At 65.4% G+C, this 16,472-nt stretch carries 13 protein-coding genes; 4 read left to right on the top strand and 9 right to left on the bottom strand.

Annotated elements, in window-relative coordinates:
• Position 1: 1 nt before the first annotated feature.
• From E4L98_RS07440 to rarD, 5 genes are all read right to left on the bottom strand, one after another.
• Positions 2 to 619: an alpha/beta fold hydrolase gene (locus E4L98_RS07440; RefSeq protein WP_267874882.1), complete on the bottom strand. Its 618-nt coding sequence runs from the start codon at positions 617 to 619 to the stop codon at positions 2 to 4.
• Positions 619 to 942 (bottom strand): alpha/beta fold hydrolase, encoded by a 324-nt coding sequence (locus tag E4L98_RS31045; RefSeq protein WP_267874883.1) that lies wholly within the window; start codon positions 940 to 942, stop codon positions 619 to 621. Before E4L98_RS31045 ends, E4L98_RS07440 begins: the two co-directional genes overlap by 1 nt.
• Positions 943 to 1,083: 141 nt before the next feature.
• Positions 1,084 to 2,751 carry an energy-dependent translational throttle protein EttA gene (gene ettA / locus E4L98_RS07445; protein WP_135200926.1) on the bottom strand — a complete coding sequence of 556 codons (1,668 nt, stop codon included), beginning with the start codon at positions 2,749 to 2,751 and terminating at the stop codon, positions 1,084 to 1,086.
• Positions 2,752 to 2,825: 74 nt separating this feature from the next.
• Positions 2,826 to 4,733: a CocE/NonD family hydrolase gene (locus E4L98_RS07450; RefSeq protein ID WP_135200927.1), complete on the bottom strand. Its 1,908-nt coding sequence runs from the start codon at positions 4,731 to 4,733 to the stop codon at positions 2,826 to 2,828.
• 63 nt (positions 4,734 to 4,796) lie between these two features.
• Positions 4,797 to 5,681: an EamA family transporter RarD gene (gene rarD, locus E4L98_RS07455; protein WP_135200928.1), complete on the bottom strand. Its 885-nt coding sequence runs from the start codon at positions 5,679 to 5,681 to the stop codon at positions 4,797 to 4,799.
• A gap of 233 nt (positions 5,682 to 5,914) precedes the next feature.
• Here rarD and E4L98_RS07460 point away from each other — a divergent pair, with 233 nt between their 5' ends.
• Together E4L98_RS07460 and E4L98_RS07465 are read left to right on the top strand one after the other, a co-directional pair.
• On the top strand, positions 5,915 to 7,795 hold the full coding sequence (locus E4L98_RS07460) for a potassium transporter Kup (RefSeq protein WP_135200929.1): 1,881 nt from the start codon (positions 5,915 to 5,917) through the stop codon (positions 7,793 to 7,795).
• Between the two features lie 105 nt (positions 7,796 to 7,900).
• Entirely contained in the window at positions 7,901 to 8,767 is an 867-nt protein-coding gene (locus E4L98_RS07465; RefSeq protein ID WP_229257296.1) for an FKBP-type peptidyl-prolyl cis-trans isomerase, read from the top strand.
• A 44-nt stretch (positions 8,768 to 8,811) separates the two neighbouring features.
• Here the strand turns inward: E4L98_RS07465 and E4L98_RS07470 are convergent, their stop codons facing one another.
• From E4L98_RS07470 to E4L98_RS07480, 3 genes are read right to left on the bottom strand one after another with little or no spacing between them, the layout of a single operon-like run.
• A complete protein-coding gene (locus E4L98_RS07470; RefSeq protein WP_135200931.1) occupies positions 8,812 to 11,217 on the bottom strand; it encodes an ABC transporter permease in 2,406 nt (801 codons plus the stop codon).
• 5 nt (positions 11,218 to 11,222) lie between these two features.
• A complete protein-coding gene (locus E4L98_RS07475; protein WP_135200932.1) occupies positions 11,223 to 11,903 on the bottom strand; it encodes an ABC transporter ATP-binding protein in 681 nt (226 codons plus the stop codon).
• A 32-nt stretch (positions 11,904 to 11,935) separates the two neighbouring features.
• Complete coding sequence (locus tag E4L98_RS07480) at positions 11,936 to 13,240, bottom strand: efflux RND transporter periplasmic adaptor subunit (protein ID WP_229257297.1); 1,305 nt, start codon at positions 13,238 to 13,240, stop codon at positions 11,936 to 11,938.
• 159 nt (positions 13,241 to 13,399) lie between these two features.
• Here E4L98_RS07480 and E4L98_RS07485 point away from each other — a divergent pair, with 159 nt between their 5' ends.
• Positions 13,400 to 14,761, top strand: coding sequence for a sigma-54-dependent transcriptional regulator (locus tag E4L98_RS07485; RefSeq protein WP_135200933.1), 1,362 nt, complete (start codon positions 13,400 to 13,402; stop codon positions 14,759 to 14,761).
• Entirely contained in the window at positions 14,751 to 15,974 is a 1,224-nt protein-coding gene (locus E4L98_RS07490; protein WP_135200934.1) for a sensor histidine kinase, read from the top strand. The genes E4L98_RS07485 and E4L98_RS07490 overlap by 11 nt, the downstream gene beginning before the upstream one ends.
• Here the strand turns inward: E4L98_RS07490 and E4L98_RS07495 are convergent.
• Positions 15,958 to 16,425 carry a GNAT family N-acetyltransferase gene (locus E4L98_RS07495; RefSeq protein ID WP_135200935.1) on the bottom strand — a complete coding sequence of 156 codons (468 nt, stop codon included), beginning with the start codon at positions 16,423 to 16,425 and terminating at the stop codon, positions 15,958 to 15,960. The genes E4L98_RS07490 and E4L98_RS07495 overlap by 17 nt on opposite strands.
• Between the last annotated feature and the right edge of the window lie 47 nt (positions 16,426 to 16,472).

The following is a 16,472-nucleotide window of genomic DNA, read 5'->3' on the forward strand; positions in this document are numbered from 1 at the left end:
CTTACTTGCCGGCCAGCGCCGACTGCAGGTACTGGTCCGTCAGCATGGCCACTTCGTCCAGTCTGGTATCCATCGCAAAATGGCCGGCATCGAGGACTTCGATGCGCGCCGCGGGCAGATCGCGTTTGAAGGCCAATGCGCCCGCCACGGTGAAGGCCAGATCGTGCTTGCCCCACACCACCAGCGTCGGCAACTGATGCGCGGCCAGCCACCGCTGCCACTGCGGGTAGGCGGCGATATTGTGCTGGTAATCGTAAATCAGCTCGGACTGGATCGCGGCCTGGCCGGGACGGTTCAGATAGGCGTATTCGTCCATCCACAGATCGGGGTCGTAAGCTTCCACCTGCGGATCGCTGCCGATGTGGCGGGCCCTGGTGACGGCCACTGACAGATGGGCGCTGCGTACTGCCTGCTCGTGCGCGGCGCGATCGCTCCAGAACGGTTTGCGCGTGGCCCACATCGCGCCCAGGCCTTCCTCGTACACATTCCCGTTCTGGAAAATCATGCCCTGCACGGCGGCCGGACGCATGGTGGCCAGGCGCATGCCGACCGGCGCGCCATAGTCCTGCATGAACAGCACGTAGCGCTGGACGCCGACGGCGTCGGTAAATTTCCGCATCACTTCCGACAGGTGCTCGAAGCTGTAGACGAAGCGGTCTGGGCCGGCGCGTCGCTGTGGCCGAAACCCGGATAGTCGGGCGCGATCAGGTGATAGCGGTCGCCCAGCTTGCGCATCAGGCCGTCGTACATGCGCGACGAGCTCGGCACGCCGTGCAGCAGCAGCAAGGTTGGCTTGTCGGGCGAGCCGGCCTCGCGGTAGGCGATGTTGACGCCGTCGATGCTGACATTGCGGTAGGCCACCGGGGCGGCGAGGGCGGTGGTGCTGGCGGCCACGGCCAGCGCGGCGGCGGCGAAGACTTGTTTGGTATGAGGGCGCATCATGGTTCCTTATCGAGTGGTTGGCAGGCAGCGCCAGTGTCGTCGATAAGGAAACGGCTGAGAATCGCCACGCCCGGCAATGCACTTTTGCCGAAACGAGAATAAAAAAACCCGAAAGCCGGGGCTTTCGGGTTTGGCTGATGATCAGGTCGTCAGCGGCTTGTAGCGGATACGCTTGGGCTTGGCGCCTTCCTCACCCAGGCGTTTCTTCTTGTCGGCTTCGTATTCCTGGTAGTTACCGTCGAAGAAGGTGACCTGCGAGTTGCCTTCGAACGCCAGGATGTGGGTGGCGATACGGTCCAGGAACCAGCGGTCGTGGGAGATCACCATCACCGAGCCGGCGAATTCCAGCAGCGCGTCTTCCAGCGCGCGCAGGGTTTCCACGTCCAGGTCGTTCGACGGTTCGTCCAGCAGCAGCACGTTGCCGCCCTTGAGCAGGGTCTTGGCCAGGTGCAGTCGGCCGCGCTCACCGCCGGACAGGTTGCCGACGATCTTCTGCTGGTCGGCGCCCTTGAAGTTGAAGCGGCCCAGGTAGGCGCGCGACGGCATTTCGAAACGGCCGACGTTGAGGATATCGGCGCCGCCCGAAACGTCTTCGAACACGGTCTTGGCGTCGCTCAGCTTGTCGCGGCTCTGGTCGACCAGCGAAATCTTCGCGGTCTGGCCGATCACCACTTCGCCGCTGTCCGGCTTGTCCAGACCGGCGATCATCTTGAACAGCGTCGATTTACCGGCGCCGTTCGGGCCGATGATGCCGACGATGGCGCCCGGCGGGATCGTGAACGAGACGTTGTCCAGCAGCAGGCGGTCGCCGAAGCCTTTCGACACGTTCTTGAACTCGATCACTTCGTTACCCAGACGCTCGGCCACAGGGATGAAAATCTCCTGCGTCTCGTTACGCTTCTGGTATTCGTATTCGCTCAGCTCGTTGAAGCGGGCCAGACGGGCTTTCGACTTGGCCTGACGCGCCTTCGGATTCTGACGCGCCCATTCCAGTTCCTTGGCCAGCGCTTTCTGGCGCGCCGATTCGGTCGCCTCTTCCTGCTTCAGACGGTCCTGCTTCTGATCCAGCCAGGACGAGTAATTGCCCTTCCACGGGATGCCGTGACCGCGGTCCAGTTCCAGAATCCACTCGGCGGCGTTGTCCAGGAAGTAGCGGTCGTGGGTGATGCCGACCACGGTACCCGGGAAGCGCACTAGGAATTGTTCCAGCCATTCCACCGATTCCGCATCCAGGTGGTTGGTCGGTTCGTCGAGCAGCAGCATGTCCGGCTTGGACAGCAGCAGCTTGCACAGCGCCACGCGGCGCTTTTCACCGCCGGACAGCACGCCGATCTTGGCGTCCCACGGCGGCAGGCGCAGCGCGTCGGCGGCCATTTCCAGCTGCAGGTTCAGATTGCCGCCATCGGCTGCGGCGATGATGGATTCCAGCCGCTCCTGTTCCTTGGCCAGCGCGTCGAAATCCGCGTCCTCTTCGGCGTAGGCGGCGTACACGGCTTCCAGCTTGGCTTGCGCTTCGAACGCTTCGCCCAGGCCCGATTCCACTTCCTGGCGCACGGTTTTTTCCGGGTCCAGCTGCGGTTCCTGCGGCAGATAGCCGATGTTCAGGCCCGGCATCGGGCGCGCTTCGCCCTGGATGTCGGTATCGATGCCCGCCATAATTTTCAGCAAGGTCGACTTACCGGAGCCGTTCAGGCCCAGCACGCCGATTTTCGCGCCCGGGAAGAAGGACAGCGAAATATCTTTCAGAATCTGGCGCTTGGGTGGGACGATTTTGCCCACGCGGTTCATGGTATAGACGTAATTGGCCATTACTGAGGCTTTCTCAAAAAAATAAACACCGTCATTGTAAACGGCGATGGGCGCCAGCAGGCGCCCACACCGCTTTATTTCAGCGCCGTGCTGGCCGGCACCACCGGCAGCAGCACCGAGCTGGCGCCGGCCGTGCCGCGCTGGACGGAAATTGTGGCCTTCTGGAAATCTTCAGGCTTGGCGAAGAAGATGTTCGGCACGAAGGTCTGCGGATTGCGGTCGTACAGCGGGAACAGCGACGACTGGATCTGCACCATGATGCGGTGACCCGGCTTGAACACGTAGTTCACGGTCGGCAGGCGGAACTTGTATTCCTGCACTTCGCCGGCCGGGATGGCGGTCGGGTGTTCGAAGCTCTGGCGGTAGCGGCCGCGGAAGATGTCCAGGCTGATCGGCAGCTCGTAGCCGCCCATTTCCGGCTGCTCGGCCACGAACGGCGGGAACACGTCGATCAGCTTGACCACGAAGTCGCCATCGGTGCCGCTGGTCTTGGCAAAGATGTCGGCGATCGGCGCGCCCTGCAAGGTGACCGGGCTGGTCAGCACTGGCGTCTTGTACGACAGCACGTCGGTGCGCGTGCTCAGCGCACGCTGGTCCTGCAGCAGCCAGGTGGTCCAGCGCGAGCGGTCGCCGAACTCCAGCGGCGGCGCCAGGAAGGGCACCGGCTTGGCCGGGTCGGAGACGTAGCTGTCCTCGCCGGCGGCGGCCGGCTGGAAGGCCAGGCCGCTGTTGGCCTGCAGGTACAGCGGCGTCAGCTGGGTGGTGCCCGGCCAGTCGGCGAACTTGTCCCAGTGGTTTTCCGCGGCGTTGTAGATCAGCACCGGCGGCAGCGGCTCGGCCGGTTTCTGGTCCTTCAGGTAAGTGTTGAAGAAGGGGATCAGCACATTGCGGCGGAAATCGGCGGCGGTGTCGCCCTTCCACTTGAACGGGCCCAGGCGCTCGGCGTTGCCGTTGACCTGGCTGTGGTACCACGGACCCATCACCAGGTGATTGTTGCCGGTCAGCCCCTTGGCCTTCAGCGCTTCCCAGGTCATGACGGCGCCGTACATGTCTTCCTGGTCCCACAGGCCCTGCAGCCACATGGTCGGCACCTTGGATGGCTTGGCCACCACGTGCTTGTCCAGCGCCTGCAGCTGCCAGAAGGCGTCATAGGCCGGATGGGCCGACAGGCGGTTCCAGAAGCCGAGCTGGTCGAAGCCATGCCGTTTGGCCCAGTTGCCGGCCGTGCCCGCTTCGAGGAAGGTCTGGTAATCGTCGGTGCCCGGACGCGGCACGTCGTCGCCCTTGCCGGTTTTGGTGGTCTGGCCGGCGAAGTAATCGAGGTTGACCTGGCGGAACGCGCCATAGTGGAACCAGTCGTCGCCCATCCAGCCGTCGATCATCGGGCTTTCCGGCGCGGCCACCTTCAGCGCCGGGTGCGGGCCGAGCAGGGCCATGGTCACGGTCCAGCCGTCGTACGACGAGCCGATCATGCCGACGCGCTGGTTGCTTTCCTTGATGTTCTTCACCAGCCAGTCGATGGTGTCGTAGGCGTCGGTGGTGTCGTCGGTCTTGCTCGGATTCAGCGGGCCGATCGGCGGACGGGTCATCACATACTTGCCTTCCGAACCGTATTTGCCGCGGATGTCCTGGAACACGATGATATAGCCGTCATCCACCCATTCGCGGTCGAGCGCGCCGACGGTATCGCGCAGGTTCAGCTTGCGGACCTTGGCGCGGTCGGCGTCATATGGCGTGCGCTCCAGCAGCATCGGCAGATTGCTGGCGCCCTTGGGAATGAAGATGACCGTGTGCAGCTTGACGCCGTCGCGCATCGGGATTTCCACCACCCGTTTCTCGTAATCGTAGCCAGCTTCCGGCGCCTGCCATTTGGCCGGAATATCGCTGCCGTTCTGGATCATGGATGGATCCAGCTTCTGCGCGGCGGCCGAGGTAGCGGCCAGTGCGGTGGTCAGGAGGAGGGGGAGGAGATGGTATCGCATGCCGCAGGTCCTTTTTGCCGGGTGGAAAATGGACGATTGTAGACCAAGCGGCATGCAAACACGTCAGGCGCTCGAGGTATTTCTGCGGCCGCTCCACCAGCCCTCCAGCAGGTACAGCATCAGCGCCGCCCAGATGATCAGGAAACCGATCAGGCGGGCCTGCGGGAAGGCTTCATGAAACACCCACACGCCCAGCAGCGCCTGCATGGTCGGCGACAGATACTGGATCAGGCCCAGCACCGCCATCGGAATCTTGCGCGCGCCGGCGGCGAACAGCAGCAGCGGAATCGCGGTGATCGGCCCGGCGGCGGCCAGCAGCCAGCGCGTGCCGTCGTGCGGCGTGTTGATGAAGGCGTTCTCGCCGTGCCAGCTCAGCCACAGCACATACACCAGCGCCAGCGGGAACAGGATCATGGTTTCCAGCGACAAACCCTCCAGCGCCGCCAGCGCGGCGGTCTTGCGCAGCAGGCCGTAGCCGCCGAAGGTGATGCCCAAAATCAAGGCAATCCACGGCAGCTGGCCGGCATCCCAGGTCAGCCAGGCCACGCCGCCGGCGGCCACCGCCATCGCGATCCACTGGCCGCGACGCAGCTTCTCCTTCAGCACGATCAGGCCCAGCAGCACATTCACCAGCGGATTGATGAAATAGCCGAGGCTGGCGTCGATCACATGGCCGTTATTGACCGACCAGATATACAGGCCCCAATTGGCCGTCAACAGCAGCGAACTGGCGACAAAACTGCCGAGGATACGCGGCTGGGCCAGCACCCTGGGCAGCCATTTCCACTGCTGGCGCGCGCTCAGCACGATCACCAGAAACAACAGCGACCACAACATCCGGTGCGCCAGGATCTGCATCGGCGGCACCTCGCCCAGCGCATGGAAATACAGTGGGAACAGCCCCCAGAAAAAGAAGGCGGAGGTGGCGTACAAGATACCTGGATTCATGGCGCGCATTATACCCGGGGTCATACCCCTATCCGGGGTCAGGTCTTCCATTGCGTCACAGGCTCTGCTGTAGCGTCGCTACAGCAGAGCCTGTGACGCAATGGAAGACCTGACCCCGGAGGAGTACACTGGCGGTATTGACGAAACTGAACGCGGCCGATGCCAAAATCTCCTTGCCTTTTGCATAGTCTTATCCTATTGTGCAATGCACCAAAACAACAACAGGTGCAATCTTGACCGAGCAACATCAGAAGAGCAGTCTCGCGGCACTCACGCTGGCGGCTGTCGGCATCGTCTATGGCGACATCGGTACCAGCCCCCTCTATACCCTCAAAACCATCTTCGATCCCGAGCATGGCCTGGCACTCACGGAGGCCAATCTGCTGGGCATCGTCTCGCTGATCTTCTGGGGTCTGACCCTGATCGTTTCCCTCAAATACGTGACGCTGGTGCTGCGCGCCGATAACCGCGGCGAGGGCGGCATCATGGCGCTGATGGCGCTGGTGCTGAATTCCGTCAGCAAGGCGGCGCCGCGCTGGCACTATCCGCTGATGCTGCTGGGCGTGTTCGGCGCCACCATGTTTTATGGCGACAGCGTGGTCACCCCAGCCATCTCGGTGCTGGGCGCGATCGAAGGTCTGGAAGTGGCCGCGCCCGGCCTGGAACAATACATCGTCCCGCTGACCATCATCGTGCTGGTGACCTTGTACGCGGTGCAGCGCCACGGCACCGCCGGCATCGGCCGCTGGTTCGGTCCCATCATGATCGTCTGGTTTGCCGCGCTGTCCATCATGGGCGTGATTAACATCGTCGCCGCGCCGCAGATTTTGTGGGCGCTGAATCCGTTCCACGCGCTGCGCTTCATCCTCGAAAACCGCCTGATCGCGTTCGTCGCGCTGGGCGCGGTGGTGCTGGCCTTCACCGGCGCCGAGGCGCTGTACGCCGACATGGGCCACTTCGGCAAGAAGCCGATCCGCGCCGCCTGGTTCCTGGTGGTGTTCCCGGCGCTGGCGCTGAATTATCTGGGGCAGGGCGGCCTGCTGATCACCCATCCGGAGGCGATCTCGAATCCCTTCTTCCAGCAACTGGGCTCCTGGAGCGTGTTCCCGCTGGTGGTATTGTCCACCATGGCGGCGGTGATCGCCTCGCAGGCGACGATTTCCGGCACCTTCTCGATGACCAAGCAGGCCATCGCTCTGGGCCTGCTGCCGCGCATGCGCGTGGTGCATACTTCGGAGCGCGAGATCGGCCAGATCTATATCCCGGCCGTGTGCTGGCTGCAGCTGATCGTGGTGCTGATCGCGGTGATCGGTTTCGGCTCCTCCGACAAGCTGGCCGGCGCTTACGGCATCGCGGTGACGGCGACCATGCTGTGCACCACCTTCCTGACCTTCTTCGTCACCCGCTACCGCTGGCACATGCCGCTGGCGCTGTGCCTGGGCGCGACCGGCTTTTTCATCGCCATGGACATTGCGCTGTTCTCGGCCAGCACGCTGAAGCTGTTCCACGGCGGCTGGTTCCCGCTGTTGCTGGGCTCCGTGCTGTTCACCATCATGCTGACCTGGAAGCGCGGTCGCGCACTGGTGTTCGAAAACCTGCAAAAGCATGCGATCCCGCTGGAAGACTTCCTCGATTCGCTGTTCGTGGCGCCGCCAACGCGCGTCTACGGCACCGCCATCTTCCTGCGCGGCGAGAGCGATGGCGTGCCGCACGCTTTGCTGCACAATCTGTCGCACAACAAGGTGCTGCACGAACGCGTGGTGTTCCTGACCGTGCACATCGTCGAGGAGCCGTACGTGGCGGAAGCGGATCAGGCCAAGGTCACCGACCTGGGACACCAATGCTACCAGCTCAACGTGTATTACGGCTTCAAGGACGAACCGGATATCCCGAGTGTGCTCAAGCTGTGCGAGTGTCTGGGCCTGCCGTTCGAGATGATGGAGACCTCGTTCTTCATCGCCCGCCAGACCGTGATCTCGACGCCGGGATCAGGCATGGCCACCTGGCGCGAGCACCTGTTCGTGACCATGTCGCGCAATGCGCGCGGCGCCGCCGACTACTACCAGATTCCACCCAACCGCGTGATCGAACTCGGTACGCAAGTGGAAATTTGAGACAAAAATATGTAACTGAATGTAGTCACCGGAGTGGAAGCGGCGCTGTCTGCTAAACTTCTGCGCCGGGACTCTGAATATCCATCAAAGGTAATTATGAAATCGATGTTGAAATATGTCGCCGCTGCCGCCTGCGCAGTGGCTTTGGTCGCCTGCGGCGGCGGGCCGAAAACCACCACCGTGGCCGTCGCGCCGCAGCCGGACTACAAGCTGACGACCACCGCGACCGGCACCGGCAATATCGCCGAAGCGGGTGATACCATCGTGTTCAACTACGTCGGCTACCTGTACGACGCCACCAAGGCGGACGGCAAGGGCGCCAAGGTGGAAAGCTCGGTCGACCGCAATCAGCCGTTCAGCGGAACCGTCGGCGTGGGCGCCCTGAAGGATAACGGCGTTGTGATGACCGGCTGGGATCAGGCCCTGCTGGGCATGCAGGCCGGTGGCAAGCGTACCGCCGTGCTGCCGGCCAATCTGGCTTACGGCGTCTATGCGCTCGATGCACAAGCGGCCGTCAACGGCAACACCTATGCCGCCATCCCGGCCAACTCGCCGCTGGTGTTTGACTTCGAGATGCTGTCGGTGACCAAGAAAGTCACCATCCCGAGCGTTCCGCCGCCAACCGTGACCACGATTACCGACGTCACCGTCGGCACCGGCACGGTGGTCACCGCGGGCAGCAAGGTCAATGTGCGCTACACCGGCTGGCTGTATGACGGCACCCGGGCCAACTTCAAGGGCACACAATTCGACAGCAATGCGACCAGCACTACCTATTTGCAGGTTACCGTCGGCACCGGCGTGATCGCCGGCTTTAGTACCGGCCTGACCGGCATGCAGGTGGGCGGCAAGCGTACCGTCATCATCCCGCCGGATCAGGGCTATGGCGCCACGGCGCAAACCACGTCGAACGGCACGATTCCCGCCAATTCGACGCTGGTATTCGACATCGAAGTCATCTCGTTCCAGTAAAACGATCCACTTCGAAAAAAAGGCAGCCGTGTGGCTGCCTTTTTTTACGCCCGCAGCGCCTGCACCGGCGCGATACGCATCGCCGCCAGCGTGTGGCGCGCGGTGGCGGCCGCCACGATCAGCAGTGCAAGTCCCAGTGCCGCCAGCGGCGCCCAGCCTCCCAGCGGCGAGCGCTCGGCAAACGGCGCCAGATAGCGCGCGATCGCCAGCCACGCCAGCGGCAGCGCGCACAGCGCCGCCACCGCAGTCAGCGTCACGAATTCGCGTCCCACCAGCATGCCGATGGCCAGGCGGCCGGCGCCGTGCAGCTTGCGCAGCACGATCTCGCGCGCACGCCGCTGCACGCTGTGCGCCGCCAGCACATACACGCCGAACGCCGCCAGCACCAGCACCGCCGCCGTGGCCCAGGCCAGCATGCGCGCCAGCCGGATATCGTCCGCATAGGCCTGGGCGTAATAGCCGGCCGCGCGGCGTATCACAGGCGGATGGGCGGGGAAATAGCGCTGCCACAGTTCTGCCATGGCCGTCTCCATCAGCTCCGGCGCGGCGGCGACGCGCACCGTCAGCAGAGTGCTGTCGGCGGCCAGTTCATACATCATCGGACGCACCGGATCGCGCAGCGTCTCCCAGCGCAGCTCCGGCGCCACGCCGACGATGCGCAGCGCGCTGCCGTTGATGCGCTGGCCCACCGCCTCGCCGGGCATGGACCAGCCCAGCGCCCGTACCGCGGCCTGGTTGATCACCACGTGCTGTTCGCCTTCCGTGCCTGGCTGTTCAATGCGCGGATCGAACATGCGGCCCGCCAGCGGCTTCAGATCATAGACCCGGAAAAAGTCCGCGCCGATGAATTGCACCGACATGCCGATGCTGCTGCCGTCGACCCGCTTGACGGTCTCGCTGCCGCGGGTGCCGGTATGGTCGTCGCGGCCCGGCACATTGCGGCTGTCGGCCACGCCGCTGACACCGGGCAGCTGCGCCAGCGCGTCGCGGAAGGCGCGGCCGGCTGGCGTGTTCACATTCTCCGGCAGCTCGGCCACCAGCAGCGGCGCGGGATCGAAACCGGGCGGCGCGGCGGCGGCAAATTCGCTCTGCCACAGCATCGCCAGCGCCAGGCTGCCCATGCCCATCGCCACGGCGAATTGCAGCGCGGTCAGTACGCGCCGCAGCCATGCGCCGCCGGCCGTTTCGCCGCTGCGCTGGGACAGCGTGGCGCGCATGTCGGCACCGCGCGCCAGCCAGCCGGGATAGAGGCCGGCCAGCGCTCCGACGATGGCGCCGAACGCCAGGCAGGCCACAATGGTCGTCGTCGTGAATTCGCTGTCGAGAGTCCGCTGCAGCAGGTCGGAGGCCAGCGGCAGCAGCATCCAGGCCAGCAGCACGCCGAGCGCCGCTGCCGCCACAGACAGCAGCATGGCCTCCGCCATGAACTGCATCAGCAGCCGCCGGGTGGTGGCGCCCAGCACGCGGCGCATGGCGATTTCGCGCTGGCGGCGCAGGGCGCGCACGGTGGCGAGGTTGACGTAATTGACCACCGTCAGCAGCAGGATCAGCAGGCCGGCCACGCCCAACGCCAGCACCATGCGCATGTCGCCGCGTGGGCCGGTGCCCATGGTGTTGGCCACGCTGCGGTCGAAATAGGCATCCGCCAGTGCGCCCGGTGCGATGTCGACCATCTTGCGTCCACCCAGTGCGGCCTTCATTTCCGGCGTCGCCATGCTGGCCCACGGCGCCTGATCGATCGCCTTTTGCAGCGCGGCTTGCAGCGCACGCGGATCGGCGGCGGTCTTCACGTAAATCCGGCCGCCGATACCCATCCAGTTGGACAGCGCCTGCCGCCGTTCCTGTTCCGGCCACAGCGCGCTGCCGATGCCGACCAGGGCGCCGAACTGTATCGTGCTGTTGGACGGGCGGTCCGGCAGCAGCGCGCGCACCTGCAGGGTTTGATGATTGAGACTGACGCTGCGGCCCAGCGCCTCCGCGGTGCCGAACAGCTGCAGCGCCGCCGTCCGCGTCAGCGCCAGGCCGTCCGGCCGGGTCAGCGCCTGTTGCAGGTCGCCGGCCGATACGCGCAAGCCGGCGATCTGCTGGAACGCCGGATCGACCGCCGTGACGTCGAACGTACGTTGCCGGCCGTTCTGTTCCAGCAGCGCCTCGCGCGGCCACCACGCGCTGACCTGCAGCGGCAGACCGCTTTGCAGCGCCACCTCGCGCAGGGCGAACGGCGTGTACTCCATCCACTGCGGCTGCGGGATGAAATTCAGCCGGTGCTTGATCAGGTAGACCTGATCGCGCAGCGGCACGTCGCGGTCATAGCCGAAGGAATAATGTACGAAAGCCAGCAGAACGAAGCAGATGGCGAAACCGGCCGCCAGTCCAAGCAGTTCCACCGCGGCGTTGAAGGGCTGGCGCAGCAGCAGGCGCCAGGCGATGCGGAAGTCATGGGGCGCCATCCCGCTTACGCCGCCCGCAGTGCATCGACCATCACCCGGCCATCCAGCAGATTCAGGCTGCGCGAGGCTTGCGCGGCGTGATCGGGCGAGTGGGTGACCATCACCACCGTCGTGCCTTCGGCATTGATGTCGCGCAGCAGGCGCATGACTTCGTTGCCGTGTGCGCTGTCCAGGTTACCCGTCGGTTCGTCGGCCAGCAGCACGGCGGGGCCGGCCACCAAGGCGCGCGCGATCGCCACGCGCTGCTGCTGGCCGCCGGACAGTTGCGACGGCCGGTGGCTGGCGCGGTGGCCGACACCGAGTTTTTCCAGCATCGCTGTTACGCGCTCGCGCCGTTCGCGCGCCGGCGTGCCGTTGTACTCGAGCGCCAGTTCGACGTTTTCGAACACGCTCAGTTCTTCGATCAGGTTGAAGCTCTGGAAGATGAAGCCGATACGGCCGCGCCGCAGCCGGTTCAGTTGCGCCTCGCTCCAGCCGGCGACGTTCCGGCCTTCGAACCAGTATTCGCCACGGGTCGGCACGTCCAGCAGGCCGAGGATGCCGAGCAGCGTCGATTTGCCGCAGCCGGAAGGCCCGGTGATGGCGACGTATTCGCCCGCTTCGATTTCCAGGTCGATGCGGTCCAGCGCCGTGGTCTGGATGTCGCCCGCCTGGTGGATTTTGCTGACGCCGACAAGTTTGAGCATGGATGTCTGCCTTTCGAATGGTTTTGAAGAGGTTACTGCGTAATCTGCAGCCGTGGTGAATTTCCGTAGGCGGCGTAGCTGGACAGGATCACCTTGTCGCCCGCCGTCAGCCCTTCCAGCACTTCGATCTGGCTGTTGTTGCGGCGGCCGGTGCGCACCGCGCGGCGCTCGGCATGGCGGCCGTCCGCGTCCAGCACGTAGACCCAGGCGCCGCCGCTATCGTTGATGAAGGCGCCGTTCGGCAGCAGCAGCGCCGACGCCGGTTCACCGAGCGTGATACGCGCATCCAGACCCTGACCGGGATTCAGCACCGGCGGCTGCCCGTCGGTGAACACCATCTCGACGGTGAAGCGGCCGTCCTTGATCTGCGGGTAGATAGTGCTGATGTCGGCGGCGTAGCGATGACCGTCCTGCTGCACGCTGCCGTGGCGGCCGACCGCCATGCGGTTCAGGTAATACTCGTCGACGCTGGCGGTCAGCTTGAAGCGCGCCGGATCGTCGATGCGGCCGATGTTCTTGCCGGTGGCGATAGACTCGCCGATCTGCAGACGGAAGTTGGTCAGCCGTCCATCCGCAGGCGCACGCACGGCCAGCGCGTCGACGGTGGCGGAAACCAGTTTAAGTCCCGAGTTCAGGCCCTGGATGGACGATTCCAGCTGCTGCTCGGCGCTCTGCCGCACACGTGTCTCGGCGGCGTTGGAGCGCTGCTCCTGCTGGTAAGCCTGTTCCTGTTTGGCCAGCCGGTCCTCGGATTCTTCCAGCGCCACGCTGGAGATGAAGCCTTGCGCCGCCAGCCGCACATTGCGCGCATGCTGCTTGCGCGCCTGATCGAGCGCGAACTGCAGATCGTCCAGCCGGCGCTGATGGTCGCTGGCGCTGGCTTCCTGCTGCACGCGCAGGTTGGACAGGTTGAAGATGCTGACCGAATGTTCGTACTGGCGTGCCAGCAGTTCCAGGTTGCGCTGCGGGTTGGAGATGCGGAACAGCAGCTGGCCTTTTTTTACCAGCGCGCCATCGGCAGCGAAGACTTCTTCCACCCGGCCGGATTCCACAGCATCCAGAATCACGGAATTGAGCGGTTCGGCATTGGCGCGCACGATGATGTCGTCGACGAACACGCCGCGCGCGGCCTGGCCGATGCGCAGGTCGGCGCCATCGATCTGCAGGCCGCGCGGGATCCAGGCCCACAGCGCATAAGCCGCGACCACCAGCGCGGCCACGACGCCGACGGCGATGGCAATGCGCCTGCCGCGCCGGCGCGGAACGACGGTATCCATCGCCGCGCCGCTGGCGGGCAGGTGGGATGGCGTGGCCGCAAATTTTTTTTTCGGGTTCATGTCCGCCTTACTGCAAACGCTGTGCCATGCCTGAAAACGGGGTTTGCGGTGCGAAAGTGGCGCGAGTGTTCATTTTCGGACAGTGGCCGCTGTTCACGCGCGGACACTGGCTAGTGGCTGGGGCGTTTACATCGGTTTTACCGCTGCTAGAATGGCCGCATGACCGCCTATGTCCTGATCCTCGATGATGATGCCGATGTGGCCACCGCCGCCCAGCTGCTGTTGCGGCGGCGCCATGGGCGGGTCGCCACGCTGACCGATCCATCCGGACTGCCGGCGCTGCTGGCGCGTGGCGTGCCGGACGTGGTGCTGCTGGACCTGAACTTCACGCCGGGCCGCATCAACGGCGCCGAGGGTCTGGCGCTGCTCGACCTGTTGCGTGCGCAGCCGCAGCCGCCCGCAGTGATTGCGATGACCGCCTATGCCGATGTGCCGCTGGCAGTGGAAGCCCTGAAGCGCGGCGCCGGCGATTTCATCACCAAGCCATGGGACAACGCGCGCCTGATCGCGGCGGTCGATCAGGCACTGACACTGAGCTCGGCGTCGCGCGGCGGCGGCGCCGGCTCGCCCGAACTGATGGGCAAGTCGCGCGCCATGCGCGAGCTGAAATCGCTGATCGCCAGTGTGGCGCCGACCGAGGCGAACGTGATGGTGCTGGGCGAGAACGGCGTCGGCAAGGAGCTGGTGGCGCGCGCGATCCACGCGGCGTCGCGTCGCGCGGCGGGCACCATGCTGGCGGTGGACATGGGGGCGCTGCCCGAATCGACGTTCGAGAGCGAGTTGTTCGGCCATCGCAAAGGCTCGTTCACCGACGCCAAGGCCGATCGGGCGGGGCGCTTCCAGGCCGCGCGCGGCGGCACGCTGTTCCTCGACGAAATCGGCAACATGCCGCTGGCCGCGCAGGCCAAGCTATTGACGGTGCTGGAGCGGCGCGAAGTCACGCCGATCGGCGCCGACAAGCCGGAAGCCATCGACGTGCGCATCGTCAGCGCCACCAACCTGGACGAGGCGCGGCTGTTCGATCCCGCCGTGTTCCGCGCCGACCTGCTGTTCCGCCTGAATACCATCGTGCTGCGCGTGCCGCCTCTGCGCGAGCGGCGCGAGGACGTGCCGCTGCTGGTGGCGCATTATCTGCAGCTGTACCAGACCCAGTACCAGCGGCCCGCGCGCAATGTGAGCGACGCCGCCATGGATGCGCTGATGCGCCACGATTGGCCCGGCAACGTGCGCGCCTTGCGTCATGCCTGCGAGCGCGCGGCGATCCTGGCGCAGGGCGCGGAGTATGTAACCGGGGATTTCGGCCTGGTCGCGCCGGTGGCACCGGCGTTACCAGCGCCGGCGGCCGCCACGGCGCGCGCCAATAACCCGGCGCCCGCCGGCGACATGACGCTGGAAGAACTCGAACGCATGGCCATCGCCAACACGCTGGCCCAGTTCAATGGCAACATCAGCCACGCCGCCAAGACCCTGGGCATCAGTCGCGCCGCCTTGTACCGCAAGCTGGGCAAGCATGGCATCTGAGCGCGCGCTCAAGTGGGGTGTGGCGGCCGGCGTGGCCGGCCTGATGACGCTGAGCGTCGCCGCGGATGCACTGGCGGCCGCGCCGGCGCCGCGCCGCATCGTGTTGTGCGTGCTGCTCGCCGTGGCGCCAGCCAGCCTGATATGGCAATGCCTGAAGCGCCTGCACCTGCGCGCGCCGCGCATGGAGACGCAATCCAGCGCGGCGCCAACATCAACGTCGCCGTCACCGGATCAAATCGTACTGGCATTGGAAGCCCGCCTCGAACACGCGCCGATCGCGTTGTTCACCATTCGCGACGACGCTGTCGCGCCGCTGAATGCCAGTGCGCGCCGCCTGCTGGCGCCCGGCCGCGCCAGCGCGCCGCAGGATCTGCGTCAGCTGCTGGCGAAGCAACCGGCAGGCCAACGCCAGTTGGTCAGCTTCGACACCGAACGTGGCGCCGAGCGCGCGCTGGTCGCCGTCTCCACGCTCAGCGTGCAGGGCGCCACCCAGCGTCTGGCCGCGCTGATGCCGGTGGAAAGCCAACTGGAAGCCGAAGCCCTCAACGCCTGGCGCGAACTGGTGCAGGTGCTGACCCACGAAATCATGAATTCCCTGACGCCGGTGGCCTCGCTGTCGCGCACCGCCTGCGGCCTGCTGGACGAAGCGGGCAGCCAGCTGCCGGCCGACATCCACGACGACCTGGGCACCGCGCTGGACGCCATCGCGCGCCGCGCCGCCAGTCTGGTGGATTTCGTCGGCAGCTACCGCAGCCTGTCCACCGTGGCGCCGGCGCAGCCGCAGCGCGTGCTGCTGGAGGCGCTGTTCGAACGCCTGGCCGCGCTGTTGGCGCCGCAATGGCAGGCGCTGGACGGCCGTCTGACCTTCTCGGTCGAACCGGCGTCGCTGGAAGTGATGATCGATCCCGGGCAGCTGGAACAGGCCCTGATCAACCTGCTGAAAAACGCCGCCGAAGCGGCCGGCGCCAAGCCGCAGGCCCAGGTCAGCGCGCGCCTGAGCCGCGGCGGCCGGCTGCGCATCGAAGTCGCCGACAACGGTCCCGGCGTGCCGGATGCCCTGGCGGCCCACATCTTCACGCCGTTTTTCTCGACCAAGCGGCAGGGCAGGGGCATCGGCCTGGCGATGGTACGCCATCTGGTGCACGCCAATGGCGGCACCGTGCGCTACGCGCGTTCGGTCGGCGCCGGCGCGCGTTTCATCCTGACGTTCTGACCCGCACCATATCGACGTGCATGATGCCGTCTTCGTCGTACGGGGCGGTCACGGTGCGGAAGCCGTAGCCGCCGTAGAATTCTTCCAGATGCGCCTGGGCGCCGATGCGGAAGTCGTGACCGGGATGCAGCTTTTCGGCCAGCGGAATTGCCTTGGCCAGCAGCTCGTGGCCGATGCCGCTGCCGCGCGCCGCTTGCGTGGTCAGTACGCGGCCCAGCGACATCTCGTCGAATTTCACGCCGGGCGGGACGCAGCGCAGATAGGCCACCAGGGTGCGCTGACCATCGATCTCGCGCCAGCCCATCAGGTGATGGCATTGCGGATCGCAGCCATCGATATCGGGATACAAGCAGGTTTGCTCGAGCACGAAGACCTGCTGCCGCTGGCGCAGCACCTCGTACCAGTCGGCGCGCGGGATATCGTCAAAAGCCAGCCAGTGCCACTCAATCATTGTTGTTCCCGTCCAGTCAAAACAACGATTGTATGTGAAAAAGGCCG

Origin of the sequence: Duganella callida (assembly GCF_004614165.1) — a bacterium.
GTDB lineage: Bacteria > Pseudomonadota > Gammaproteobacteria > Burkholderiales > Burkholderiaceae_D > Rugamonas > Rugamonas callida.

What these genes read in the sequence shown, in the direction of transcription:
- E4L98_RS07490 (WP_135200934.1), top strand. Translation starts at nt 14,751, where the DNA reads ATGGCATCTGAGCGCGCGCTCAAGTGGGGTGTGGCGGCCGGCGTGGCC.
- E4L98_RS07465 (WP_229257296.1), top strand. Translation starts at nt 7,901, where the DNA reads ATGTTGAAATATGTCGCCGCTGCCGCCTGCGCAGTGGCTTTGGTCGCC.
- E4L98_RS07495 (WP_135200935.1), bottom strand. Translation starts at nt 16,425, where the DNA reads ATGATTGAGTGGCACTGGCTGGCTTTTGACGATATCCCGCGCGCCGAC.
- E4L98_RS07485 (WP_135200933.1), top strand. Translation starts at nt 13,400, where the DNA reads ATGACCGCCTATGTCCTGATCCTCGATGATGATGCCGATGTGGCCACC.
- E4L98_RS07480 (WP_229257297.1), bottom strand. Translation starts at nt 13,240, where the DNA reads ATGAACCCGAAAAAAAAATTTGCGGCCACGCCATCCCACCTGCCCGCC.
- E4L98_RS07475 (WP_135200932.1), bottom strand. Translation starts at nt 11,903, where the DNA reads ATGCTCAAACTTGTCGGCGTCAGCAAAATCCACCAGGCGGGCGACATC.
- E4L98_RS31045 (WP_267874883.1), bottom strand. Translation starts at nt 942, where the DNA reads ATGATGCGCCCTCATACCAAACAAGTCTTCGCCGCCGCCGCGCTGGCC.
- rarD (WP_135200928.1), bottom strand. Translation starts at nt 5,681, where the DNA reads ATGAATCCAGGTATCTTGTACGCCACCTCCGCCTTCTTTTTCTGGGGG.
- E4L98_RS07440 (WP_267874882.1), bottom strand. Translation starts at nt 619, where the DNA reads ATGCGGAAATTTACCGACGCCGTCGGCGTCCAGCGCTACGTGCTGTTC.
- ettA (WP_135200926.1), bottom strand. Translation starts at nt 2,751, where the DNA reads ATGGCCAATTACGTCTATACCATGAACCGCGTGGGCAAAATCGTCCCA.
- E4L98_RS07450 (WP_135200927.1), bottom strand. Translation starts at nt 4,733, where the DNA reads ATGCGATACCATCTCCTCCCCCTCCTCCTGACCACCGCACTGGCCGCT.
- E4L98_RS07470 (WP_135200931.1), bottom strand. Translation starts at nt 11,217, where the DNA reads ATGGCGCCCCATGACTTCCGCATCGCCTGGCGCCTGCTGCTGCGCCAG.